General features: G+C 34.5%; 22 protein-coding genes and 2 tRNA genes. 12 read left to right on the top strand and 12 right to left on the bottom strand.

The window, feature by feature from the left end:
- Window positions 1-148 precede the first annotated feature (148 nt).
- Both ACF3N8_RS10755 and ACF3N8_RS10750 read right to left on the bottom strand, forming a co-directional pair.
- Window positions 149-754, bottom strand: a complete 606-nt coding sequence (locus ACF3N8_RS10755; RefSeq protein WP_009383574.1) for a type II CAAX prenyl endopeptidase Rce1 family protein — start codon at window positions 752-754, stop codon at window positions 149-151.
- Window positions 755-758: 4 nt separating this feature from the next.
- Window positions 759-944, bottom strand: a complete 186-nt coding sequence (locus tag ACF3N8_RS10750; RefSeq protein WP_009383575.1) for a YkvS family protein — start codon at window positions 942-944, stop codon at window positions 759-761.
- Between the two features lie 191 nt (window positions 945-1,135).
- On the opposite strand from ACF3N8_RS10750, the gene ACF3N8_RS10745 reads away from it, so the two are divergent.
- Entirely contained in the window at window positions 1,136-2,122 is a 987-nt protein-coding gene (locus tag ACF3N8_RS10745) for a lipoate--protein ligase (RefSeq protein WP_009383576.1), read from the top strand.
- A gap of 70 nt (window positions 2,123-2,192) precedes the next feature.
- On the opposite strand, the gene ACF3N8_RS10740 is transcribed toward ACF3N8_RS10745, so the two are convergent.
- On the bottom strand, window positions 2,193-2,411 hold the full coding sequence (locus ACF3N8_RS10740; RefSeq protein WP_009383577.1) for an IDEAL domain-containing protein: 219 nt from the start codon (window positions 2,409-2,411) through the stop codon (window positions 2,193-2,195).
- A gap of 218 nt (window positions 2,412-2,629) precedes the next feature.
- Between ACF3N8_RS10740 and ACF3N8_RS10735 the strand changes: the two genes are divergently transcribed.
- From ACF3N8_RS10735 to ACF3N8_RS10725, 3 genes are all read left to right on the top strand, one after another.
- Window positions 2,630-3,184: a competence protein ComK gene (locus tag ACF3N8_RS10735; RefSeq protein ID WP_009383578.1), complete on the top strand. Its 555-nt coding sequence runs from the start codon at window positions 2,630-2,632 to the stop codon at window positions 3,182-3,184.
- A 147-nt stretch (window positions 3,185-3,331) separates the two neighbouring features.
- Window positions 3,332-3,406, top strand: a tRNA-Asn gene (locus ACF3N8_RS10730).
- Window position 3,407: 1 nt separating this feature from the next.
- Window positions 3,408-3,496: transfer RNA gene (locus ACF3N8_RS10725), tRNA-Ser, on the top strand.
- A gap of 159 nt (window positions 3,497-3,655) precedes the next feature.
- Here ACF3N8_RS10725 and ACF3N8_RS10720 read toward each other — a convergent pair.
- Window positions 3,656-4,990: an IS1182 family transposase gene (locus ACF3N8_RS10720; RefSeq protein WP_103370597.1), complete on the bottom strand. Its 1,335-nt coding sequence runs from the start codon at window positions 4,988-4,990 to the stop codon at window positions 3,656-3,658.
- Window positions 4,991-5,158: 168 nt separating this feature from the next.
- Between ACF3N8_RS10720 and ACF3N8_RS10715 the strand changes: the two genes are divergently transcribed.
- Window positions 5,159-7,144: an acyltransferase gene (locus ACF3N8_RS10715; protein ID WP_327078782.1), complete on the top strand. Its 1,986-nt coding sequence runs from the start codon at window positions 5,159-5,161 to the stop codon at window positions 7,142-7,144.
- A 42-nt stretch (window positions 7,145-7,186) separates the two neighbouring features.
- Here the strand turns inward: ACF3N8_RS10715 and ACF3N8_RS10710 are convergent, their stop codons facing one another.
- Window positions 7,187-7,390, bottom strand: a complete 204-nt coding sequence (locus ACF3N8_RS10710; protein WP_009383737.1) for a TM2 domain-containing protein — start codon at window positions 7,388-7,390, stop codon at window positions 7,187-7,189.
- 220 nt (window positions 7,391-7,610) lie between these two features.
- Here ACF3N8_RS10710 and ACF3N8_RS10705 point away from each other — a divergent pair, with 220 nt between their 5' ends.
- Both ACF3N8_RS10705 and ACF3N8_RS10700 read left to right on the top strand, forming a co-directional pair.
- The gene (locus tag ACF3N8_RS10705; protein WP_009383736.1) at window positions 7,611-8,261 is read left to right on the top strand and encodes an ATP-binding cassette domain-containing protein; all 651 of its coding nucleotides are present in this window, start codon (window positions 7,611-7,613) and stop codon (window positions 8,259-8,261) included.
- Window positions 8,258-9,019, top strand: a complete 762-nt coding sequence (locus ACF3N8_RS10700) for an ABC transporter permease (RefSeq protein WP_009383735.1) — start codon at window positions 8,258-8,260, stop codon at window positions 9,017-9,019. The genes ACF3N8_RS10705 and ACF3N8_RS10700 overlap by 4 nt, the downstream gene beginning before the upstream one ends.
- Before the next feature lie 82 nt (window positions 9,020-9,101).
- Here the strand turns inward: ACF3N8_RS10700 and ACF3N8_RS10695 are convergent, their stop codons facing one another.
- Window positions 9,102-10,040 carry a 1,4-dihydroxy-2-naphthoate polyprenyltransferase gene (locus ACF3N8_RS10695; RefSeq protein ID WP_009383734.1) on the bottom strand — a complete coding sequence of 313 codons (939 nt, stop codon included), beginning with the start codon at window positions 10,038-10,040 and terminating at the stop codon, window positions 9,102-9,104.
- Between the two features lie 172 nt (window positions 10,041-10,212).
- Here ACF3N8_RS10695 and ACF3N8_RS10690 point away from each other — a divergent pair, with 172 nt between their 5' ends.
- From ACF3N8_RS10690 to menB, 4 genes are read left to right on the top strand one after another with little or no spacing between them, the layout of a single operon-like run.
- Window positions 10,213-11,565 carry an isochorismate synthase gene (locus ACF3N8_RS10690; RefSeq protein ID WP_037556757.1) on the top strand — a complete coding sequence of 451 codons (1,353 nt, stop codon included), beginning with the start codon at window positions 10,213-10,215 and terminating at the stop codon, window positions 11,563-11,565.
- A complete protein-coding gene (gene menD, locus ACF3N8_RS10685) occupies window positions 11,558-13,231 on the top strand; it encodes a 2-succinyl-5-enolpyruvyl-6-hydroxy-3-cyclohexene-1-carboxylic-acid synthase (RefSeq protein ID WP_009383731.1) in 1,674 nt (557 codons plus the stop codon). The genes ACF3N8_RS10690 and menD overlap by 8 nt, the downstream gene beginning before the upstream one ends.
- Entirely contained in the window at window positions 13,218-14,018 is an 801-nt protein-coding gene (menH, locus tag ACF3N8_RS10680) for a 2-succinyl-6-hydroxy-2,4-cyclohexadiene-1-carboxylate synthase (RefSeq protein ID WP_009383728.1), read from the top strand. The genes menD and menH overlap by 14 nt, the downstream gene beginning before the upstream one ends.
- A complete protein-coding gene (gene menB / locus ACF3N8_RS10675; protein ID WP_009383726.1) occupies window positions 14,015-14,833 on the top strand; it encodes a 1,4-dihydroxy-2-naphthoyl-CoA synthase in 819 nt (272 codons plus the stop codon). Before menH ends, menB begins: the two co-directional genes overlap by 4 nt.
- Window positions 14,834-15,050: 217 nt before the next feature.
- Here the strand turns inward: menB and ACF3N8_RS10670 are convergent, their stop codons facing one another.
- Window positions 15,051-16,211: an aminotransferase class I/II-fold pyridoxal phosphate-dependent enzyme gene (locus ACF3N8_RS10670; RefSeq protein WP_009383725.1), complete on the bottom strand. Its 1,161-nt coding sequence runs from the start codon at window positions 16,209-16,211 to the stop codon at window positions 15,051-15,053.
- Between the two features lie 89 nt (window positions 16,212-16,300).
- A complete protein-coding gene (locus tag ACF3N8_RS10665; protein ID WP_009383724.1) occupies window positions 16,301-17,308 on the bottom strand; it encodes an acyltransferase family protein in 1,008 nt (335 codons plus the stop codon).
- Between the two features lie 152 nt (window positions 17,309-17,460).
- On the opposite strand from ACF3N8_RS10665, the gene ACF3N8_RS10660 reads away from it, so the two are divergent.
- Complete coding sequence (locus ACF3N8_RS10660) at window positions 17,461-17,871, top strand: MarR family transcriptional regulator (RefSeq protein ID WP_009383723.1); 411 nt, start codon at window positions 17,461-17,463, stop codon at window positions 17,869-17,871.
- A 70-nt stretch (window positions 17,872-17,941) separates the two neighbouring features.
- Here ACF3N8_RS10660 and ACF3N8_RS10655 read toward each other — a convergent pair whose 3' ends face one another.
- The 4 genes from ACF3N8_RS10655 to ACF3N8_RS10640 all read right to left on the bottom strand — a co-directional run bounded on the left by ACF3N8_RS10655 (window position 17,942) and on the right by ACF3N8_RS10640 (window position 25,950).
- Window positions 17,942-23,458: a glucosaminidase domain-containing protein gene (locus ACF3N8_RS10655; RefSeq protein WP_009383722.1), complete on the bottom strand. Its 5,517-nt coding sequence runs from the start codon at window positions 23,456-23,458 to the stop codon at window positions 17,942-17,944.
- A gap of 208 nt (window positions 23,459-23,666) precedes the next feature.
- Window positions 23,667-24,086 carry a GNAT family N-acetyltransferase gene (locus ACF3N8_RS10650; RefSeq protein ID WP_009383721.1) on the bottom strand — a complete coding sequence of 140 codons (420 nt, stop codon included), beginning with the start codon at window positions 24,084-24,086 and terminating at the stop codon, window positions 23,667-23,669.
- Window positions 24,087-24,194: 108 nt separating this feature from the next.
- Window positions 24,195-24,665, bottom strand: coding sequence for a DUF2538 family protein (locus ACF3N8_RS10645; protein WP_009383720.1), 471 nt, complete (start codon window positions 24,663-24,665; stop codon window positions 24,195-24,197).
- A gap of 37 nt (window positions 24,666-24,702) precedes the next feature.
- Window positions 24,703-25,950 carry an LCP family protein gene (locus tag ACF3N8_RS10640; protein ID WP_009383718.1) on the bottom strand — a complete coding sequence of 416 codons (1,248 nt, stop codon included), beginning with the start codon at window positions 25,948-25,950 and terminating at the stop codon, window positions 24,703-24,705.
- Window positions 25,951-26,126 lie beyond the last annotated feature (176 nt).

The following is a 26,126-nucleotide window of genomic DNA, read 5'->3' as shown; positions in this document are numbered from 1 at the left end:
TAAAGCTTTAGATATAAAACGAAGCCCTTGCGTATGTATCATTTTAACGCAAGGACTTTTCATGAATAGAAGACATATTTGAATGCTTTAAGATTTGTTTATTTGAAATGGCTTTTCAAAAAAGAGAAAGTTTCGTGTGAATGACATACTATAATCCATGGATCATCAGGATAAGTATTACGGACACAACTTGAGCGATAACTGTTGTGATAATGCGACGTGTGTAATGATAGCTAAACGCTAACAGTAGTTGTGACACGAAGATAAATAGCACAAGCCACCATTTATCTAAATAGATGAATAATGAACTTGAAGCTATGGCTACAATGACCATAATGATCCATTTGTTTGGAATAATCTTGATAAGCTCCTTTTGAAGTACTGTGCGCATGTATAATTCATGACATGGAATCGCAAATAATAGCGTAATTAAAAGTTGCCATTTATAAATGACGCCAGTAGAAGCTAACGTTTTGATAAGTGAATTATAACTCAAATATTTCGTGATAAATGATAGTATAACTTGTAATAGAATTAACGCTATACTTGCTAGAAACCCGACGCCAATTGAAGGTAGTAGGCGTTTCGAGTTAATATCACGTTGATAGAAAATGTAACTAATACCAACGATTAACATGATGCCGGTATACAAGAACCAATATACTTTGTGTTCACCGTGCATCAACATTAATATAATATGAAAAATGATAAAACTTACGATAAACCAAATCAATGGTTTTGTGATGTGCTTCATGTAATTATCCTTCTTGTTCTACAATTTTATAACGCTTATGATTAATTACAGTTTTCTCTGGTAGCTCTAAATCATTGAAATTATCCATAATTGTTAAGTCTACTATAACTGAGTTATCATTGATCTTTTCAACACGACCTCTTAAACCATCATAAAATTCTACAATATTTCCAACTTCTGCAATCGTCATTTTGCGTCCTCCTAAAATTTATAACTAATCTATATTGTACTAAAAAAGTTCTGGTAAATAAACTATAATCCGTCTTTTTTACACCTTAAAATCAGATTTTTAAAGATTTGTCAAATGTGAATGTTTAAAATTGGCTTTTTTAAGGGATTTGAGTCATAAATAGAAGTAAGACTTATAAAGGAGTGGTCAAGATGAAATTCATCGATAACGAAAATATAACAGATCCAACGCTAAATTTAGCTATGGAAGAATACGTGCTTAAACATTTACCAAGTGACCATGACTATTTCTTGTTCTACATTAACCGACCATCAATTATAATTGGTAAGAACCAAAATACGATTGAAGAGGTTAATCAAGCATATATTAAAGAACATGGTATTGATGTTGTGCGTCGTATTTCAGGTGGCGGCGCTGTGTATCACGATTTCGGTAATCTAAATTTTAGTTTTATTACAGATGATGATGGTAACAGCTTCCATAACTTTAAGAAGTTTACAGAGCCTATTGTAACGGCATTGAATGAGCTTGGTGTAGAAGCGGAACTTACAGGTCGCAATGATATTCAAGTTGGCGATCAGAAGATATCTGGTAATGCGATGGTAAAGGTAAAGAAACGTATGTTTAGTCACGGGACTTTAATGTTAAACAGTAATCTTGATGAAGTTTCAAGAGCGTTAACTGTAAACCCAGCGAAGATTAAATCTAAGGGGATTAAGTCTGTTCGAAAACGTGTCGCGAATATTGTAGATTTTCTAGAAGAACCAATTACAATCGATGACTTCAAAGCAATCATTATCAAGACGATTTTCGGCGAGCGTGAAGTTGAGACGTATCAGCTTACGAAAGAAGATTGGGCTCAAATTGAAGCTTTAAGTAATGAAAAGTATCGTAATTGGGATTGGAATTATGGTAAGAATCCGAAATACAATTTCGAGCGTGCACATAAGTTTGAGAAGGGCTTTTTACAAGTGAAACTTGATGTACAGAAAGGTAAAATTAAACATGCGAAGATATTTGGTGACTTCTTTGGTGAACAAGATGTCAATGATCTTGAGGAAGCATTAATTGAAGTGCCACATTCATATCAAGATATTAAACAAGCATGGCAGTCTTATGATTTATACCATTACTTTGGGGATATCGATCGCGACGAGATTATTGAATTGATATCATAATAAATTAAGGTCTATTCACTTGTAAGTCGTCAGTGAATAGACCTTTTATAATTTGGAAATCGAGCATGAGTTATCCAATTTGAGTAGCCTCCAATTGCTTGTATTCATTTGTATAACGATTGAAATCTTGCTCGTTCTTTTCGACTAAAGCGTCATCGATAAGCTGACGTAATTGCTTCTTACGTACTTCCTTTAAAGATGCTTCGATGATAAGTTCAACCCCTAAATCGTTTATCGTTGTGACAAAGGTTTCTAGCGTATTATATTTAACATTGGTTTCGTGATTCATTAGCAAAAGCTCCTTTCTTTATTTATTGATATTATACAAGCGCTATATTCTAAAATCAATGAATATTCTGACATTTCGAATATTTAAGTTGTAATATAACACTAAAAGTTTCGCTTGACTTTATTTAATTTGATTATAAAATTAAATTAGAATATAAAAGGGTGTATGTGGCTGTACCTTTTTATATTCGAGTCTTTTCGAAAGGAGGGCGAATACCCATGGGCTATATTATTCGGCGTGGGGATATGGTTGTACGGCCAGTGTTTATCGGGCATATACCAAGTCATCAAACAGAAGTGATGCGCTACTCTAAGCACCATGAAATCGTTGATTCGAGAGTGAGACGTATTATTGAACGATCGTGCAAATTTTATGGTGACACATATCTAGGTCGTAAAATGCAGACGAAACGGCTCACTGAAATTTCGAACAAAACCCCAATCTTATTAACGCCATTATTTCCTACTTATTTCTTTCCTACACATTCAGACCGCTCATTTGAAAACACATGGATTAATATCCATTATCTCGAAGACATTAAGCCATTAAAAGGGGCTAAATGCAAAGTTTACTTCTCAAATTTAGAATCAATCAATGTTAATATTTCGTATCATAGCATGAGACATCAGTACATGAACTGTATCTATTACTACTATTTAATGGATAAACATGCGAGATTATTGAAGAACGATCCTGATAACTCGATTGATTACTCCAAATCACAACTCAATTTATTTGAAGCGTTGACGCATTATTCCATCTTACAATCTTAATAATATGAAGATTTAATTCAAGTTGTAAAGTTAACGGGAATTTTATCATGGAAGTGTAAATTTTCCGTTAATTTTTTTAAGAAAATCCTTGAAATATGCCATACTATTGTTATAATAATACTTGTGCTCGAAAAAATTAATAATTATTCCACAGTAGCTCAGTGGTAGAGCTATCGGCTGTTAACCGATCGGTCGTAGGTTCGAGTCCTACCTGTGGAGCCATGGAAACGTACTCAAGTTGGCTGAAGAGGCGCCCCTGCTAAGGGTGTAGGTCGCGAGAGCGGCGCGAGGGTTCGAATCCCTCCGTTTCCGTACTTCCTGATGAATCTTAATATCTTTAAAGATATTAAGATTTCAGACTGTAGACAAACTATCGTTATAGCATATAAAAAGTGTAACGGTAGTTTGTTTTTTTATGATTTTTTCGAAAATATGTATAAAATTCTTTAAAATAGAAGTCCTCACGGACTCTTATGTAAGCCACGTAGCTACTTTTTTCAAATTCATCGCAGCACAAGTAAACATCGTATCCATTGTCACCTTTCCTAAACCTCGAAAACGTGTCCATCTCATACCATGTTGCTCTTTAGCATCACCAAATCGTCTTTCTATTGTTTGGCTTCTCATTTTATATATTTTTTTAATTGAATCCATAAACCTTAAGTCTTCAACTATATCCAAATCATCTTGCCATACATGCCTTTGGATTTGTTTTTGAAACTGTTTATTTTCGGTACATTTACTCAATAATGGGCATTCACGACATGTGTCAGAACTTGACATATATAGTCTGTGTCCAGTGGGCATAGTTCTTTTGTAAGTTAAAAACTCATCATTAGGACAAATATAACTATCATAATATTCATCGTAGATGAAATCGCGATTTTTGAAGAAACCTTCTTTTCCTTTTGGCCGAGTATACGGCATCACGGGTATCATTAATTTTTCAATAAGATAGTGTGCGTTAGCTGGAGTCTTATAACCAGAATCAACTGCTACATATCTCGCCTTTAAACCTAATTTCTCCATTCTTTCTATCATAGGTTTCAATTGTGTACTATCATGGACATTTCCTGGAGTGACATGTGAATCTAAAATGAAGCCGTGTCTATCGACACATGCATGTAGCGAATAGGCAAATTGCTTTTCTCTCTCGCTCTTCACATAATAACCAGACTCTGGATCAGTTTTACTTTCTTTTATATATTTAGTTTTCACTTCCTTTTTCTTTTTTATAGGCTTTTTTCCATCGGCTTTTCTTAGAAGATTTACTTCATCATCCAATTCTTTTTGGTATGCTTTGGCTTCAATTTGAACAACTTTCTTAATATATTTATTTTTATTGGCATTGGCTTTAATATGAGTTGAATCGATAAAAATTTGCTCGGTATTAATAAGATCATTTTCAAAAGCAATTTCTAAGATGTGTTGGAAGATTTCTTCAAATACCTTATTATCATAAAATCGGCGGGTATAGTTTTTGCTAAAAGTACCGAAATGAGGGACTTTATCAAAGAATCCATAACCTAAGTACCATCGGTACGCTACATTAGTGTGAATTTCTTTTATAGTTTGTCTCATAGATTTAATACCGAATAATTTTTGAATTAGAAGGATTTTTACTAGAATTACAGGGTCTATAGAAGGTCTGCCATTATCTAAGCAGTATTTATCTTTCACTAAATCATAAACAAAGTTAAGATCTAAGACTTTTTCAACTTTACGTAACAAGTGATCATCAGGAACTAACTGAGATATTGAAATCATTTCAAATTGTTCTCTGTTATTGGAAGATTTATTTAGCATACTATCACCTCAATATCTTATTACTATTATTATACTAGAAATGGGCAAACAGGTTGTTATGTAAAATATTGAAAAATAAAAAATGCCGACAAGTCCGTAGGACTTTGTCGACAGTCTGGAATCTTAATATCTTTAAAGATATTAAGATTTTTTTATTTATGATACGATATTCTGGGAGGTATCAATATAACAGATAGAGACATACATATTGATGTTGAAAGAAAATTTAGACCAGAGATTGAAGGGGTACGAATTGTCGCAGCGATGTTGGTCGCCATTTATCACATCTGGCTCGGTCGTGTATCAGGCGGTGTAGACGTCTTCTTCGTCATATCAGGTTTCCTTATAACCACTTCTATTATTTCGAAGGTTAACAAACTAGGTTACATATCACCGTTTCAGTATTTCGGAAACCTCATGAAGCGACTACTTCCAAGCGTACTCACAATCTTATTTACAGTTACAGTAGCATCATTTTTTATTCTACCTAAATCCATCTTAGAGAAGACCACTAAAGAAATCATAGCTTCACTATTTTACTTCCAGAATTTACAACTTGCATTTTCCAACACAGATTATTTAAACAAGGAAGAAATGAAAACGCCCGTAGAACACTTTTGGGCAATGTCTATTCAAGGACAGTTTTACATAATTTGGTTTTTACTTTTCACGATAATAATCTTTATCGTTAAGAAATTAAGCATGAAGCGTGCGAGCACATTAATCAATATCGTATTACTTATTTTATTTATCGCTTCATTTAGTTTCTCAGTGTATCAAACAAGTGTGAACCAACCATTCGCATACTTTAACCCATTAGCTCGAATTTGGCAGTTCGCGCTAGGCGGCTTGTTATGTATGAACCTATCCAAGATTAAGCTACCTAAAATTATAGGTAATATTTTAGGATGGATCGGTTTAATTGGGCTCATCTTAACAGGTATCTTATTCGATGTATCAACCATGTTCCCAGGTTACATCGCACTATGGCCTATGGTATGCGCGTTATTTATCCTTATATCAGGTAACCATGCATCTAAGTTTGGCGTAGAGCGTTTATTAAGTTCAAAGCCCTTCGTTAAATTAGGTGGCATTTCGTTCGGTATCTATTTATGGCACTGGGTCATCTTAGCATTCTATAAATATAATATTGCTGAACAACCTTCAACATTGCATGGTATTTTAATTATCCTAGCGTCTATTGCGTTAAGTTTTCTTATGACTAAATTTATTGAAAAGCCACTTCGAAATAAAAACAAGTCATCTAAGAAAAAACTTATCCCAATGTTTGCGCTTAATTTATTAATCATTGGTGGCATGGTTTACTATGTGATGGTATCTATGGCAGGACCTGATGATAAATCCTTACCAAACGATACTTATACAGGAGCGTTAGCAGATGAAAAAGATTATACGGAAAAAGAACCAATTCCAAATATCGCTAACGTTAAAAAAGATAAGTCAGATGCATATGGCGACGGTGGTATGGACTTTAAAGGTAACGACGCCAAAGTAATCGAATACGGAGACACTGAAAGCCCTAAGTATAATATCTTATTAGTCGGTGGCTCTCACTCAAGTCATTGGTTAGGCGCTTTACAAGAGTTTGCGGATGATGAAGATATCAAAATCACCCACTTAGGTAAAGCAGGCGCGCAATTCTCAGCCGCACACCAATCTCCTTCAGTAAATGAATGGATGATTAATGTAAACCGATATATTAAAGCGCATAAAGATGAATTTGATTTATTATTTACAAATGCCAATGTTTCTATGGCAGGCAATGAGGGCAGTCAAGGTGTTCCTAAAGGATTTGAAAAGCAATTTAAAAAAATGCATGATTTAGATATTCTAATTTTTGCTGTACGTGACAATCCGAGATTGAAGCGTAATGCTGTAGAACAATATGAAAAGGATTCAGATTGGGAGAAAGATGTTACGCGTATTATGGGTGAAGAACAATGTAAACCGAAAGAAATTAAAGGTGTAAGTTATTATGATTACAATAAATACATCGCACCTGAAAATAAATTCCAAGCTGTACGAGGTAATATCTTCGTTTACTTTGATTCTAATCATATGACTGATTCATTTGCACGTTCACTTGGACCTGTTATAAAAGATGACGTTATAAAAGAACTCAAATCAAATTAAAAAAAGTGCGTCCACAGAAGTGGGCGCACTTTTTAGTATGCATTAAATGCGTACATTACCATATTGATCCGCAGGTGTTAACGCTACTAATACTGCACTAATTATAGCTAAGATATGAGGGATACCTGTCCATAAGAAAAGAATATAGAGGATACCTTGCATTGGGCGACCCGCATAGAACTTATGAACACCAAAGCTTCCTAAAAATAGAGCTAAAATAATATAGATGACTTTATTTACAACCATGACTGTCACCTCCTTAAGACATGTTCATATTTCTTGTATACCCTTACTGTAAAACGTTTAATTAATACTTAGGTCTTATTACTTATAAAAATGGTATAAAAAGGTATTTAACTTAAATTTTGAAGATATTCTTACAGTCTAAAGTTAATGCACGTTAATATGATAAGATTACTTGAAGTAGGGTAGTGTTATATTGAATAAATTTTGAGAGGCAGATGTTATGTTAGAACTCAAAAACGTGTCATATCAGACAGATCAACGTAAAATTCTAAAGAATATTAATTTAACCATTGAAAAAGGTAGCTCAATCGCAATCGTTGGACCTTCAGGTAGTGGTAAAAGTACATTATTACGTGCGATTTCAAATTTAATCTCAGTTACCTCAGGTGAGATTTACTTTAAAGGAAAGACATATGATCAATATCAACCTGAGAAACTAAGGCAGCACGTCAGTTATTTACCACAAGCCCCGTCCTTATTTGGAGAAACTATAAAAGATAACCTTATTTTCCCGTCGATCATTCGAAAAGAATCCTTTAATGAAGACCGCGCATATGGTTTGTTACAAAAGGTTGGTTTAGGTCGTTACGACTTATGTGACAAGGTAGCAAACTTATCAGGTGGGGAGAAACAACGTATTACAATAGCAAGACAGCTCATGTATACACCAGATGTGTTGCTTCTTGACGAATCAACAAGTGCTTTAGATGAACAGAATCAAATAAATATTGAAAAGCACATCTTCGAATTAAATCAAAAGGGCGTGGCACTCCTTTGGATTACACATGATACGAATCAAAGTCATCGTCAATTTGAAAAGCGTATCACAATCGATGCTGGCGAAATAACGCATGAGGAGGTATTAAAGTGAGTACTGCGTCATTAGCTTTAACTGCTTTACTTTTATTAATACCAATATTAGTTTCATATAAAGAAAAACTTAACATTTCTAAAGACTTAATTATTGCGAGTATTCGTGCTGTAGTACAACTACTTTTAATTGGATTAATTCTAGACTACGTTTTCAAAGTCGAAGAACCATGGTTAATCATAGTACTTACATTGGTCATCATGGTGAATGCTGCTTGGAATACGGTTAATCGAGCTTCAAGTCTTGTTAAACACGTCTTTTGGATTTCGTTAGTTTCCATGCTAGTAGGTGGTGTCTTGTCTTTAAGTTTCGTTTTAATAACAGGAGCCATTGATTTTAATGCTAATGAAGTTATTCCAGTAGCGGGTATGCTCGGAAGTAACGGCATGATCGCCATCAATTTAGCTTATCAAAATCTAGACCGTACTTTTAAAAAGGATAGAGAATTAATAGAGTCAAAATTAGCCCTCGGTGCTACGCCTTATTTATCATCTAAGCAAGTTATTCGAGAAAGCGTCAAAGTTGCGATAGTACCTACAATTGATTCAGTTAAAACATACGGATTAGTTTCAATTCCAGGAATGATGACAGGTCTGATTATCGCAGGTGTACCTCCACTTGAAGCGATTAAATTTCAGCTTATGGTAGTCTTTATTCATACTACAGCGACGATTATGTGTGCGCTATGTGCTACATATTTAAGTTATCGACAATTCTTTAATGAACGCCATCAAGTCAAGCAAGTTGAGGAAGCTTAATATTACGCTTAAAATTTCACTTCATATAAAAAAGCCAGTATCCAATCTAAACGATGGATACTGGCTTAATTCTTGTTATAAATTATGCGCCACCAAGTAGTGCACTAATATAAATACCTAGAGCATATAATAAACCAAAGAACGTATTTAACTTACCAGCTGCTGCCATAGCAGGCATCATAGTTTCTGGACGGTCGAATCTTTGGAAGCGTCTAATAACTTTGATTGGCCATGGGAAAGATAATAATACGAGTAAATAAAAGAATGAGCCACCAGGTTTAAAGATAACCGTGTAAATTACCCATAGATAAGCGACTAAATACATAAACGCCATGAGTAAAACTGATAACTTCTTACCTAGTAAAATTGGTAAAGTACGTCGTCCACTTCTTTTATCTTTTTTACGGTCTCTAATATTATTAGCCATATTGATTAGCCCAATTGTAATCACGATTGGAATACTTAACCAAATCGCATAAGTTTGTATGTTACCTGTTTGGATAAAGAAAGCAAGTAGGATAATGAACATACCCATAAATACACCTGCGAAAATTTCACCAAATGGTGTCCATGAAATAGGGAACGGTCCGCCTGTATATAAATAACCGACCGCCATACATAAGACGCCTACAGGAATAATCCAAAACGAGCTTTGACTAGCTAAATAGATACCAAGTATCGCAGCAATAATATAGAAGAGAATAGCAAGATTCATTACAAGTTTAGGTGACATGCCATCTCGCACAATAGCACCACCAATACCAACAGAGGTATGGTCATCTAACCCTTTTTTGTAATCAAAATACTCATTAAACATATTCGTAGCGGCTTGGATAAGGAGTGAAGCGATAAGCATTGCTAGGATTAGATCAAGTCTTAAATGATCTTCGCCACCAAGTAAATATAACTTGGCAATGGCAGTTCCTACCAATACAGGAACAATAGCTGCCGTAAGTGTATGTGGACGCATTAACATCCAATACTTACGTAGCTTTGAATGCTCTTTATGATAATTTGTCATATTATAATACCTCTTATTTATCGATTTACAAATTAAGTATAAGAAAATTCATATACATGGTCAATGTATATTGACTTCAGTTCAAGTAAATCAAGCAACGGCACACACAACAATGTTTAAAAATGATACAATAAATGAGTATGAGAAGATGTCTATGAAAGAAGTGAAATGTATGACTGTCGATGTCAGAGAAAGTGAAATCATCGATCAAATATATCATAATAATAAAAAGATCGTTTCTGTTGAATTGGCATTAAACAAAGCGATAGACCCAATTGCTTTATTCCAATTAACAGAGGAAGATAAGGGGAATCGATTTTATTTTCGTGAAAATGGTGGGCAATCTGCATTTTTCGGTTATCGTGTTGCTCAAACGTTTTCTAATCATATCGAAAACAAACAATCCATTTTTGAAGAGTGGTTAAAATATAAATCAAATATCAATTTAATACATTTTGAATCAGAATATCACCATTTAAAGATCTGCGGCGGATTTCAATTTTCTTCGCATCAAAAAGATGACCGTTGGCGCCGTTTTGGTTTAAACCACTTTGTATTACCAGAAGTATTAATTTCATTTGAAGAAGATCAAACTTATATCACATACACCGTTTCTAAAGAGGACTTTTCAATGGAGGATTTAAAAGCGGAAATTAAGCGTGTCTTAAATGCAGAAAAAGAGCCTCTTAAACCGATTTCAGATGTTAAACGTATTGAAGATATCTTTAAAGATGAATGGAAAGATATCGTGTCTGATGTAGTAAATGCTATGAATGAAGACGAAAAAGTAGTTCTTGCAAGACGTCGTATTGTGCGCTTTGAAGAAGATATTCCTGTTTACACTGTTATTAATCAAGCACTAGAGAATGAAAAGAATAGCTATCTATTTGTATTAGAATCAGGTGAAGATACCTTCTTATCTCAAACGCCAGAACAACTTATGCGCGTTAAAGATGGTGTGCTCAAGACTAAAGCCATCGCAGGTACAATTAAGCGTAGTTTTGATGAAGAAGAGGATCTAAAGCAAATTGAAGACTTTCTAAATGATCCTAAAAATTTACAAGAACATCAATTCGTCGTTGATAGCATACTTGAAGATACAGAGTCTTACATTGAATCTATCGATTATAATAAAGAACCGAAGTTGCTTAAAAACGATCATCTGTATCACTTATTGACTGAGTTTAAAGGACCTTTATCTACTAAAGGATACATTAGTTTAATTGATCGTTTACACCCAACACCTGCGTTAGGGGGCTTTCCTAAAGAAAAAGCGCTTGAATTTATTGAAAAACATGAATTCGGAACGAGAGGGCTCTATGGTGCACCGGTCGGTTTCATAGATGTGTATAACGATTGTGAATTTATCGTTGCAATACGTTCAATGTTAATTAAAGATGTTGGCGCATTACTATTTGCAGGTTGTGGGATTGTATACGATTCTATCCCTGAAAAGGAAATCGAAGAAACGGCATTGAAATTTATGCCTATGATGAAGGCATTAGGAGTAGAACAATATGTCTAATCACAAACAACATTTAACAGAACAAGTATTTAAATTTGTTTCTGAATTATATGCTTATGGAATGCGAGAAATCGTTGTTAGTCCTGGTTCAAGATCTACACCATTAGCGATTGCGTGTGAAATGCATCCTAATATTAAAACTTGGATTCATCCAGATGAACGTAGTGCTGCATTCTTTGCTCTAGGATTAATTAAAGGGAGTAATAGACCAGTTGCAGTGCTATGTACTTCTGGTACTGCTGCTGCGAATTATGTACCAGCAGTAGCAGAATGTGCGATTAGTCACTTACCATTGATCGTTTTAACAAGTGATCGACCGCATGAACTAAGAGGCGTTGGTGCTCCTCAAGCGATTGATCAAGTCGATATGTTTCAAAACTATGTACGCTATGCATTTGATTTCCCAATTGCCGATGGACAGCCTCAAATGATGGAAACAATTTCGTATCAACTTCAAAAAGCGAGCTGTCATTTAAAAGGTACACATATGGGGCCTATTCATTTTAATCTACCGTTTAGAGAGCCATTGACACCTGATCTCACTCAAGGTCACTTATTACTTTCTGAATCAAAAATGATTTCGAACGTTCACCAAACAGTTGATATTCGAAATATAGAGGCGTATCTGAGTCAGCCTAAAGGTCTGATTATTGTAGGTGACATTCAACATCAGGAAGCTAATGATTTATTAACATTCGCGACAATTCATGACTTACCTATATTAGCGGACCCATTATCTGAATTACGACATACTGAACATCAAAATCTCATTACTTCTTATGATTTATTGATGCGTTCAGGTTTAGACTTTGAAGCAAACTTTGTCATCAGAGTAGGGCGACCAGTCATCTCTAAAAAACTTAATCAATGGTTAAAGAAATCTCGCGCTTTTCAAATTTTAGTTCAAGAATCGGACTATCCAGACGCCTTTCCTAAAGCGCCAGATGTGACTTATGAGATAAGTATTAATGATTTCTTTAAATCTCTACATCATTTAAAAGCAACTAAACGTCCATCGTTTTTAAAACAATGGCAAGAATACAATCAACTTGCGCAAATAGAGCTTGAAGAATTTAAAGAAACTGGTAGTGATGAAGCAGCTTATGTAAGTCATTTAATCGATAAGTTGCCTGAAGGTTCCAATCTATTTGTAAGTAACAGTATGCCGATTCGAGACGTGGATACTCTGTTACTTAAGCAAAAAATAAACGTCTATGCTAACCGCGGTGCTAATGGCATCGATGGTGTTGTTTCGACTGCGTTAGGAATGGCTGTTCATAAAGACGTCACACTACTTATTGGAGATTTAGCATTTTATCATGATATGAATGGTCTACTTATGGCGAAATTGAACGACATCAATCTGAACATCGTTCTTCTTAACAACGATGGGGGCGGCATTTTTAATTATCTACCTCAACATAAAGAGGCGAATGACTACTTTGAGCGATTATTTGGCACGCCAACTGGTCTTGACTTTAAGCATACCGCTTACTTGTATGATTTTAATTATCAAGTTATGAATGAAATAGAAACTTTTAAACATTTAGACTTACCTAAGTTACATGCAAATATTATTGAAATCCAAACGAATCGAGACGAAAATCAACGTCAACACGAAGCGTTATATAAGAAAATGGGTGAGGTAATTAATGCTACATTATAATTTTTATGAATCTAAAGCTAAAACGAATCAATTACTCGTGTTACTCCACGGTTTTATAAGTGATGGTACAACTTATGAAGACGATGTAGAAAGCTTTAAAGAGAAAGTTAACGTGATGACCATAGATTTACCTGGTCACGGGGAAGATACCTCTGATTTAACTATGACTTGGGATTTCAAGATGATAACGCATGAGCTTGATCAAATATTAGAACAATATGATATGTATGACTTATATTTACACGGTTATTCGATGGGTGGACGCGTAGCAATGTACTATGCGTTACACGGCAAAGCGTTGCTCAAAGGGCTAGTTCTTGAGAGTACGTCTCCAGGCATTAAAGGGGAATCTGACCGTGAAGAACGCGTTAAGGTTGATGAAGCACGAGCGAAAGTTCTAGAAATTGCAGGACTTGAAGTTTTTGTGAATGATTGGGAGAAGTTACCGCTTTTCGCATCTCAACAAAGCTTAAATAAGGAGACGAGAGAGGCAATCCGACGTAATCGAATGAAACAAGATCCCGTTAAATTAGCAAAAGCACTGCGCGATTATGGGACAGGTTCAATGCCTAATCTGTGGAATGACATCAAAAATATCGAAGTACCTGTAAAGATTATTGTAGGTGAACTTGATGAAAAGTTTGTTTCTATAGCTGAAAAGATGGAGCAATTATTACCTCAAAGTGATGTTTCAGTAATTAAGGATGCAGGCCATACGGTTCACGTGGAAGATAAAGCCAATTTTGATACAATAGTATTAACATTTACATTAGGAGGACGACAATGACACGTCAATGGGAAACATTAAAAGAGTATGATGAAATAAAATATGAATTCTTCGAAGGTATTGCTAAAATCACGATTAATCGACCTGAGGTACGTAATGCTTTCACACCTAAAACTGTACAAGAAATGATCGATGCCTTTTCAAGAGCGCGTGATGATCAAAACGTCAGTACAATTATCTTGACTGGTGAAGGTGAAAAAGCATTCTGTTCAGGCGGAGACCAAAAAGTTCGTGGTCATGGCGGTTACGTAGGAGATGACCAAATTCCACGTCTTAACGTATTAGATCTTCAACGATTAATTCGCGTTATTCCAAAACCTGTAGTTGCGATGGTTAGTGGCTATGCAATAGGTGGCGGTCATGTATTACACATCGTTTGTGATTTAACAATTGCTGCTGATAACGCTAGATTTGGTCAAACTGGTCCTAAGGTAGGTTCATTTGATGCTGGTTACGGTTCAGGTTACTTAGCTCGTATCGTTGGTCATAAGAAAGCACGTGAAATTTGGTACTTATGCCGTCAATATGATGCACAACAAGCGCTTGATATGGGCTTAGTAAACACTGTAGTGCCTTATGAGCAATTAGAAGATGAGACAGTTCAATGGTGTAAAGAAATGATGGAACATTCACCAACTGCTTTAAGATTCTTAAAAGCTGCTATGAACGCTGATACAGACGGCTTAGCCGGTTTACAACAATTCGCTGGAGATGCGACATTATTATATTACACATCTGACGAAGCTAAAGAAGGACGCGATGCATTTAAAGAGAAACGTCGTCCAGATTTCGATCAGTTCCCAAAATTCCCTTAATACGATTTTGAAAGGTGCCACTCATTTGGATGTGGCGCTTTTTTATTTTTGATGAAAGTAGGGCTACTAGTTTGAATAAGAAGGAAATAATCACTTAAAGTTGCTAATAGCCGATAAAAAAATCATTTAAAGGACGCACTGGTAAGGTGTAAATCATATATTAATAAAGACGTCACGCATTTACCGTGACGTCTTTTCACAAACGAGCCTAGTTAGATTATTTAAAGGTATTTAAAAACGCTTCTAAGCGATTCATACCTTCTTCGAGTTGAGGCATTTCATACGCATAAGAAATACGAATATGTCCTTTACCAGCATCTGTGAAAGCAGATCCAGGAACTAGAGCTACGTGATGATTTTCTAAAGCTTGAACACAGAAATCAAAATCGTCTTCCATGAAATGTTTAATGCTAGGGAAGATATAGAATGCGCCTTCTGGCTCAGCATTTAGTTCAAGCCCCATTTCAACTAATCGTTTCTTAACGTAATCGCGTCTTTCTATATAAGCTTTATTCATCGCTTTAGGTGCTTCTATTGCCTCATTTAACGCAACGATACATGCATGTTGAGCAGGAACATTAGCGCATATACAGTTATAAGCATGCATGAACGTTAACTTTTCAATTAGGTAAGCCGGTCCGATTAAAAATCCGATACGGATACCTGTAGCTGAATGTGATTTACTTAAGCCATTAATGATTAATAATTGGTCGCGAATATCTTTAAACTGACCAAACGACGTATGTTGACCTTTAAAGGTATTCTCAGCGTAAATCTCATCGCTTATAATAAATATCTCTAAATGCTTAAGGACATCTACAAGGTTAGCGACTTCCTGTTCCGTTAAGATAACACCCGTAGGATTCGTAGGATAATTTAAAAGTATCGCTTTCGTTTTATCAGACACATGAGACTTTATTGCTTCTGGCGTTACCTTGTAATCCGTTTCTTTAGTATCAATATAAACAGCTACCCCGCCAAGCGTTTGAATGAGAGGGATATACCCAGCATATACAGGGCCAGGCACAATAATCTCATCGCCAGGTTCAATGATACATCGTAATGACGTATCTAAAGCTTCACTCGCGCCGTTAGTAATGATGATTTCTTCTTCAGCGTCATATTCGATGTTATATCGTCTTCTTAGAAAGTTAGCTACGGCTTCGCGAGCTTCAATTAAGCCTTTGTTATGTGAATAAGTTGTTTGATCGCGTTCAATCGCATTTATGTATGCCTCTTTAACGACTTCAGGCATTGGAAAGTCTGGTTGGCCAATCGTCAAATTTACACAATCATCAATATGTTTAATTCTATTAGAGAATTGTCTAATACTAGGTGCTTTTAAAAAGCGAGAATGTTGATTTAGTTCTAATTTCATATCCATTACCCCTTTGTAAAATAAAAACGCGCATGCGATAGTGTCTGTATTTTAACAAGTTACACGTCAACATGCACGTTATTCAGGTATTATGATTTTGGTTTAAAATTAGATGGTGACTTTAAGTTAATGATAGGGTTCGTCCATTTAGCTATAAAGTCAGTAGATAGTAGCCAGACGATAAAAGTAGAAATAGCTATGATATATAGTGTTTCGATAAGTAAGTTATCTGTAAATGGCTTAATTTCAAAGCCTCTTAAGACGCCAACGAAAATGCCGTGTAACAAGTATACATAAAGCGTTCTTGTACCGATATACGTATACCATTTTTTATTTTTAGACATTAAATTTAAGAAGGCGAACATTGAACTAAAGATGATACCGTAAAGAACCAAGCGTTTTAACGGACTCCATATAGCATTCACAACGCTCACATCTTTGTAAGGTGAACTACCAAGTAACCATGACGAGTTGATCGGATGAATCCAGTAAGCTATGAATAATATCGCTAGTACACCAATTGAAGCGGGAAGCCATTTTTTACTTTGTAAGTGTGTAGTTTGAGATTTAGACATTAAGTACCCTACATAAAAGATAGGGAAGAAAACTACAGTTCGCGATACACTTAAGAAGCCATTTATGTCTGTTGAAAACCCAGCAAAAACAGATAAGATAATTGATCCAACTAACACATAAATCGGTTTAAATTGTTTAACTACAATCAAAATGACATTAAAGAAGAATAGTGTAAGTAAAAACCATAGTGCGAATATAGGATCAAATGGATCTAATTCAATTTTGGCATTCTTTCCTGTGAAATAATAATAAATTGAAAAGAATGAAAAGAAAATTACATAAGGTGCTAAAAGTTTTTTACCAACCTTTTCTAAGTAACCTTCTTGGCCTGCCTTTTTAGCAAAATAGCCAGATATAAATAAGAATGTAGGCATGTGAAAACTATAAATAAATAGATAAAGTGTTGTAAGTATTTTGTCACTTTCTAAATGAGGTCTAACAACATGCCCAAAAACTACTAGAAAGATGAGCCATGCTCTGGCGTTATCGAAATAGTAGTCTCTTTTATGATTCTGTGTCATCGGAATACTCCTTGTTTTCTTTTGTATCATAGTTAATTTATTATAAAGCCCTTTAAAATGCAAAGGTTTCACTAATTTAAAGTTTAAGTTGTAAAATGTGTTGAATGATTTTATAATAAATAAAATTATATGTGATTATGGAGACGACAACTATGTATAAACAACTTAATGAAAATTTGATGCATTTCACTGACACCATGATGATTGTAGATAAACGCTTCGGACAACGACTTAATTTGACGCTAGAACAACTTGAATTACTCCGTACACTTTATAAATTCCAGAACCTATCACAGTATGATTTAACTATGCGAATCAATAAGGAACAATCTATTGTTTCAAGATGGATTAAGAAACTTGTTGCTTCAAAATGGATTACCAGCAAACAATCTGAATATGATAAAAGATGTAATATCTTAGCATTAAGTAAGAAAGGGCGCTTTATTGTAGAGCAATTACAAGCAGAAAGACTGATGTATCTTGAGAAGAAATGTGCGCAGCTTACTCAAGAAGATATTTTGAAATTATCGATACTAATTAAAAAAATTAATTATAATGAGTAAAAGGACGTGGGACTTATGAGGAGTCCTACGTCCTTTTACTTAATTAACAATGTTTACTTATTTTGTACGCTTATACGCGATAAAGGTCTACATCGAAATACTTTCCAGTACGACCAATTTGGTCATAGTATTCTTTCATACGTTTCGCATTATGTTCTGCCCATTTAACATCTGTCGCATATTGATGCATACCTGGTGCATGAGGGTTCCATCTCATACGATATAACGTATTTTGGTCTTGCTTCACATAATTATTTGATATGAATTCTGCACCACCGATAATTGCTTTTGAAACAGAATCCCATCCATTTTCTTCAGCAGTTTTTAATCCGAGACGGATTGGATCTTGGTCTTCTGCACCAATGCCATACATATTATAGAACTTCTTAGATTCATCGTTCGTAACGACCTGATTATTTTCATCCACATATCCGCCATTAGCTAGTTCAGATGTCCCTTTACCTGTTTCTAGAAGGGCGTGTGAAATTAAGTAGATTTCATTAATGTGGTGGTCAGTAGCCGCTTGTTTAAAAGCTTGGCCTTGACCCTCTAATACGCCTTGACCTTCAAGCAATTGATTTAACTCCTCAGCTGATAAAAATTGAGTTTTATTTAAGCGTAAAAACTGATATCTTTGGGCTTCATCTTGCTTAAGTTGTGTTGTATCCATCCTAGGAATGATGTCTTCCTCAGAAGCATCTTCCCAATCACGACCACTTTCGTGTAGTTGAGGTGGTGGATTTAATTGCGTTTGCGTATTGTATGCTTCATCTAATGAATAAGGTGAGTAATAAATATTTTCTAAGTCTAGTTTAAGATCCTTAGCTTTAATCCATACTTTAGTACCATCAGCTAAAGCACCGTGATACCATACTTCGCCGTTAAATGTTGCTTTTTCGAATACAGCGAATAGTGTTAAATGGTGGTCCTTTAAACTACCAGCAGGTGTTTTATCACCTAAGTTCTTAAAGAAATAACCCCATTGGTTTGTTATAACATAATCTTCTTCGTAAGGTGTTTTAGGATTTGAAGTAGAATCCGTACCTGTTACACCTTGAGAATTACTATTAGCTACACCGTACGCGTTAGTATCAGGCACTTCTGTTAAGTCTTTATCAGCCATCCAACCTAATTTTTGGTTAACATGTCCGTAATGATATTTATCATTATTAACGTTAACTGATTTTGAAGACTTGAACTGCGGTGAATCAACGTTTTGTAAACGATCAATTTGTTGTTTCTTAGAACCTGATGGTACAGAATATAAACCACTGTTATTTGGTTTAACGTGGTACGTTTTTTGTTGTCTTGTTTCAGGTGATACGTCTTTAAGTTCTAAATCTTCACCTTTACACCAACCAATAGGTGTTTTCTTTAAGTTATCTTGTAGTAAGAAATATTGTTCGCCATTTTTAACTTTTGTTTTACGCACAGTATATGTCTTATCTAAATGTTTATCTGCACTTGAACCACTTTTATGATGAACCGATGGCTTAACTCCAGAATTTAGTGCTTTGATTTGTCCTACTTTATTTACATTATAAGATTTATTCTCTTCCATCGTTTCTGGTTGTATAGTAGGTGCAGTGTTGTCTTGTGTTTCAGGCATAGTATTTAGTGAAGGTTGGCTGCCTTTATGATTAGTAGTTTTATCCGTTTTATAATCATTAAATGATGTAACAATACTTGGTTTAACTTCATTTTGGTGTTTAACCTTATAATCATCTTTTGTTGTCTTGTTATCGAAGTGAGAAGGTTTAATATCTGATTTAGAGATCACAGTGTCTTTATTAGATGACTTATTTACGTCGTGAGCTTTTTGTTTATCATCTTTTTTAGAGTCTTCATAAGCTTGTTTATGATTATCTTTGTCTAATTTCTTAGGTTGATCTAAATGTGTCGCACCAAGAGACGCTTGGTCAGAAAAGTCTTCTTTAAGATTACTTAATGATGCAACCTTAGGGGAACCTTCTTTTAGTACATGACCATTTACCCATCCTTTATGTTTGCCTACAGTACCATAATAATATGTCTCATCTTTAACATTTACCTTCTTAGAAGATTTGAATTGACTCGAAGAATCGCCACTAATTTTAGCTACTTTTTGACCTAATGAAGCCCATGGAACACTATATACTGTTGCATTTGATTTAAAGTTAAATGTTTTGTTAATGGATACAGGTTTACTCATGTCACGAGCATTCACATCATCTTGTAAAATCCAACCCTTAGCTGCATTCGTATTATAATCATTCATTAGGTAAAAATTACGTTTGTTATAGCTAGCTTTCTTAGATAATTTAAAACTTTTGCTCTTTAAAGAATCCTTTTTAGTACCAGTTTGGTCATAAATTGAATCATAAACACCTTTATAATCGCTATTAATTTTACCCATACCATTATAATCGGACATAGTTATGCCAGTGTCTGTAAGGTGGCTTTCATCAACCCAACCTGTTTCACCATCAACATTTCCGTATACGAATACTGAGTCATTAACTTGTTGTTGTTTAGATGCTTGGAAAGTATGATCTGGGTTAGCATAACCACGAATTTGTTTAGATGAACCCCAAGGTGTAGTATATAACTTTTCGCCAGGTCTTATTTTATAAACTTTGTTATTAGTAGTAGCTGCCTTAGTGTTAGAGTACTGCACATGTTCAGCTTTAGCCCAACCTAAAGTGTTCTTTTTATTATAATCAGACATTAAATAATAATCTTGACCGTTAAGATTAGCTTTCTTCTTAATGCTATAAGTGTTGTCTGTTTTACCTTGTCTTGAAGTATTTTTATCATATACAGAAGTATACAAGCCATTCGAATTTAAGCGACCTAATCCATTAACTTTATCTACGTGCAACCCCGTTTGTTGTCCTTCTGGAATAGCAGGGGAGGCTTGACCAGTTTTAACAGCATATTTTTCATTAATCAAATCATAAAGCTCATCATAACTATAGCCTCTTGAACGTAAGTAACCATGAGGGTCTGTGTGGTCTGTACCACCTAAGTATCTTGAAATGGCATCATGCGTCCAAACTGTACCTTGACCATCGTATTCGGCACTATCGGGTTTTAGACCATAATATTGTAGATTAGTAGCTGCATAATCAGCAAAGTTATTCATTTGTTTAGCAAAACGATCTTTACCATGTTCGTGAACAAGTTCAATAGAGATGTAACGTTGGTTTGCTGTAGGGCCAGCTCCCCATGATAAATAATCCGTATAAGAAGTTTCAACAATGCGCTCACCATCAATATAACCATGAACAAATGCTGAATTGTAATTATTCTTCATGTAATCAACTTCATTTTGTAATGTTGAATTATCATTAGCAGTATCATGAACAATAATGCCTTCAGGACGACCTACACCATTTCGATACGGATATTTAGGTAAGTATGGCGCAATGTCTTGTTCATAAGTCGGCGCTTTAAACTTATTTGTACGAATGTAGTTATTGATATCAGATTTAACCTGTGGTTTATAAGCAGGTAGCGTACTGTTATTTGCTGAGATACCACCAGTATTCTGATTTCGTTCATTATTATAAGTACTTATTGAACGAGTTGAACGCGTGCGTGATTCAGGACGTGCTTGTTGCTCAGAGACACGAGTCTCATTGTTAGCATTATTACCTTGGCGTGACGTTACTTGAGTATTGTCGTTTGCATAAGTATTTTGAACATTTTCTTGTTGATCATCGAAAGCTAATGAACGAGATCTAGGATTTAAATCTGAAGCTTGTTGATCTTTACTTGTTTCATGAGTTTCATTTGCATCTTGTTCAGATTGAGTTTGTTTATTAATGTTGTGGTATTTTTCACGTTCACTGTTGAATTGATTAGATTGGTCACTTGAATCATGGTTATCACTTAAGCTACGTGTTTCGTTTTGTTTCGTATTTTCTGAATTAGAGTGATTAAGCTTATCTTTTTGGTCATTTTTATCTAACTGATCATTGTAATTAGTTTGTTCCTCGTTAACTAAATCTTTATTCGACTTAGTTTCAGAAGCATTCAAGTTAGTATCATCTTTTAAATTATTATTAGCTTCATGATTATGTGTTGAAAGTTGCTCCACTTGATTATTATGAGATTGAACATTTTCTGGTTGCTCATCTAAAGGAGTAGAATTAGCTACTTTCTCATCACGTGTTTGAGAAACGTCTTCTTCTTTGCTCTCATCTATTTCATGCCCTGTGTTATCTAAATGAACGTCTTGTTCTTGGTTGTATAATGATTTTTCAGGTTGATTTTTATTAGACTCTTGGTTACTAAAATTATGATTCGTTTTTAGCTGTTCTTGTTTATATAATTCATTGTTTAGACCATTATTGTCATTTTGTTCTGATACCTCTTCGTCAACTTGGTGCATGTTGTTATTAGAAACATCATCAGTTGCCACACGATTTCCATCTAGAGCATCTTCGTCATTATTTTGAGTACGTTGATCAGACGTTGATTTAGAATCCTTATCCTCTTGTGAATTTGAATCAGATGTGATTACACCTTCTTGAAGAGATACATCCTCATTAATATCTTCTGAGAAATTAGAATTATGTTGTGAATGTGGGTTAGCTTCGTTTGATGCATTTTGGTTCTCTTCATTATAGTTCTGTGCTTGTTGGCGACTTTGTTGTAGGTCTTCCGTGCTAGATGTATTGTATGTTTCATCCTTCGAATCATTAGTAGGTTCACTATTATGACTAGAATCTTGTTGCCCGATTGACGTGTCCGTTAAGCTTTGAGCATTATCAGTATTATCTGAACTTTCGCCTTGCATAGATGGGTCTTTTTCTTCATTTAAATTAGTGTCTTGGTAATATGTTTCTGTTTTAGAATTCTGAGCGTCATTTTGAGTGAAAGCATTGTCATCATATGTTTCTTTAGACGCTTGGTTCGTTTGACCCTGAGCGTATTTATTTTCAGTTTGTAATGAGTATACGTCTGATTTTAAAGACGTGTCCCTATTAGTTTCTGTCTGTTGTACATCACTTTTCGCATCTTTTTGCTCGAAATTTTGGTTACTTGGTGATGCTGATTCATTTCCTTGATATGTATAATCATTAGATGTTGATGTTTGATCTTGAGTTTTAGCGTCCTGATCATCATTTTCTAATGAGTTTTGATTTGTTGATTCAGTTGTTTCTTGAGATTTGTCTGGTGTTTGTTGACTTGTTTGACTCGTTTCATTTAAAGTTTGCGTCGCTTGAGATGATGCTTGCGTAGTTTCATGTTGTTGTTTAGTAGTTTGATTAACATCATCTGAAACGTTACTAGGAGTTTCATTATTTAATTCGTCTAATTTTGCATCATATGTTTTTGGAGTCTCAGTTTCTTGAGAGATTTGGTTAGGGTCTTGATATGCTTGCGTACCTGAAATCTTCATAGACTCTTTGTTAGGAGACTCTTGTGTTGATTGACTTTGGTTGTTTAAAGATTGATCATCACTAACAGACTTGTTAGGTACGTCATTTGTATCTTTAACTTCATCCGCTTTAACAGTATTGTGCTGAGTTGTAAATGCAACACCTGCTAAAGATAGTGCCAAAATTGAAGGTGTTTTGTAATGTATTTTTTTAGACATAAACTTCTCCTTTTGAAACTTTATTTATTTTGTCCCAATTATAATACTTTGGAAATCAGAAGAAACTACTTTAATTATATTGTAATATAATTTTAATAATGGGTTTTAACAATCTTTACATATTTACGTTATTGCGAAAAGCTAATTATCAAATTGTTTATTTAATTGTAAATACTTTTTTTATAATAATATTTGTATGACTTTATTGTTATGCTTCCTTTACCATTGCATAGTGTGAAATCCCAGCGTCTTTAAATACGTCACCATATTTGTAATAGCCTAAACTTTCATAGAACGGGATTGCTTGAGTTTGCGCATTTAGATAGAATTTTGTTTTGTTATTAGACTTTGCTTGATATTCAATATAATCCAATACTTTTTTCCCCAAACCCAATTTACGGTGAGATTTAATCACAGCAACACGTTCTATCTTGATGCCATCTTTATATTCGCGAAATCTGCCTGTTGCGATTGGACAACCATATTCAGTTAAAAGCACATGCGTTGCTTCGTCTTCATATTGATCTATCTCTAAAGAAGGGGGCACACCTTGCTCATCTACAAAGACTTGTTTACGTATTTCGAAACAATGATTTAAAGCTTCTTTAGTATCTGCGATTTTAAGCATAAAACCACTTCCCTTTAATTTTATTGCCATGCATTATACCCGATAATCATATATAGATAAAGAAAAAACTCCACCCTTATAAATCAAGAGAGGAGTATTAAAAATATATTATTGAGCATCTTTACGTACTAAAGCAGTATATTGCCAAAAAATTTTCATTTGAGCAATATTCCAATTATTCATACCCATCGTAAATCCAGATGGCTTGAAGATTTGAACATCTGATGTTTCAAGTGCCGCAGCAACTAAATACTGTAAAGGCACACTTAAATTTTTCATAGTATCGGTCAAACCATTCTCATCATAAACCCATGAAAACGGTAGGGGTGACTTAAAAATATCGACACTATTGAATATTTCTGGGAGCGCAACAATATAACACGCTCCATCAAGAACAGGATTATGTTCACTATCTGTATAATATACTCGTAAGGCTTCATAATTTTCTCGATGCGCGTGGTTTACATAGAAGAAATCCTTTCTAAAATGAGCCATATCCTTACTATGAATAATTTGTTGTTCAAGAATGTTAAACATGCCATTCATCTTTTCAAGTTTATTATAAGTTGATTTAGACATTTAAGTAATTCCTTTCTTACCTAACTTTAGCAATATCTCATGATGACACACTTGATGACTGATTATTAGAATTGTCGGGCACCTGATTATATTCGCCTGATGGTTGGTCGCTTGTGGAGGATTGAGGTACTTCATGAGTTGATGACGTGTCTTCCGATGACTGGTTAGTTGGTTCTTCTGAAGACTTTGCATCTTGCGTTTTAACGTCTTTATTAGATTTATCTTCAGGTTTCTTCTTTTTTTGCTTCTCATTTAATAGTTCATCATCGATAGGTGTTTTTGCAACTATATTACCATAATGGTCCATGACACGTTTATTAAGGAATTCATCTTGATCCTTGATTTCTTTCATCTCTAGATCTTTACGTAACTTATTAGAATACTTTTCTAAACTTTCCATAGTAGGTTTGTAATAATAAACATCATTTAATGTTTCATCTTTGCCTTTAAGTTGTTCCGTTTTAATATCCATGCCACTTGTTAAATATTTAGAAGCAATACCTTGTATTTCAGCCGAGCTTAAATTATGTTTAGCATTGTCGCCAACAATTTGTATTACTTCATCTAATTTATTAATTGAATTAGTACTTTGAGCTTTTTCGAATAACTTCTTCAAGATGTCCATTTGGCGTTGACCACGTTTTAAGTCTGAATCATGACGTCTAGTACGTGCTACTGCTAATGCTTCCTCGCCGTCTAATTTTTGGTGACCTTTCTTTAATTTAATACGTCCTTTATCAAGCTTATTCGGTTCATTTAAATCATAAGGAACATCGTAGTATATACCACCTAATTCATCTACGGTGTCAACAAAAGCCTTCATGTTAATACGTACATAATAATCAACCGGAACATTAAGTGTCGCTTCGACAGAGTCCATAGAAGCTTCTGGACCGGCATATGCGTGAGCGTGTGTAATTTTGTCATATTCACCAATTTGAGGTATGTAACTTACAGTATCTCTCGGTATGTTTAGCATTCTAATCTGAGATTTTTTAGGATTAAGGGTCGATAAAATCATTGAATCCGTTCTCGCATGATCAGAGCTTTGTCCTGCTTCGCGTCTAGACTTACTATCATCAATTCCTAGAAATAATATAGAAATCGGTTCTTTAGCGGCATATACTTTTGATTCGCGCAAGTCAGATTGTCGAGAATTATCGCCACTAAATGAATTTTTAATAGCACCTGTGGAAGAGTTATAAATAATAAAACCAAATATCACAGGAACTACTAATAGTAATAATGCTAGTAAAATCAAAAAAGATTTAAATAACTTATTCATAAAGGAACTCCTCTTAAATTTATTTTTAAGAATGTGTAAGAAGGATGAAATACTATCATTATATAAAAAATTTTAACAAACCATGCAAAAAATTATAAACATTATGTATCTTATTTAACGTGCATGATAAATAAGGGTTTGTAGATTAAAAATTACCCTTATCTTTAAACTTTAAA

The sequence above is a fragment of the Staphylococcus massiliensis genome, assembly GCF_043186315.1.
In the GTDB taxonomy this organism is placed as follows: Bacteria; Bacillota; Bacilli; order Staphylococcales; family Staphylococcaceae; genus Staphylococcus; species Staphylococcus massiliensis.
Note: the sequence above shows the minus strand (reverse complement) of the source record. Positions and strands in the feature narration are given on the sequence as shown.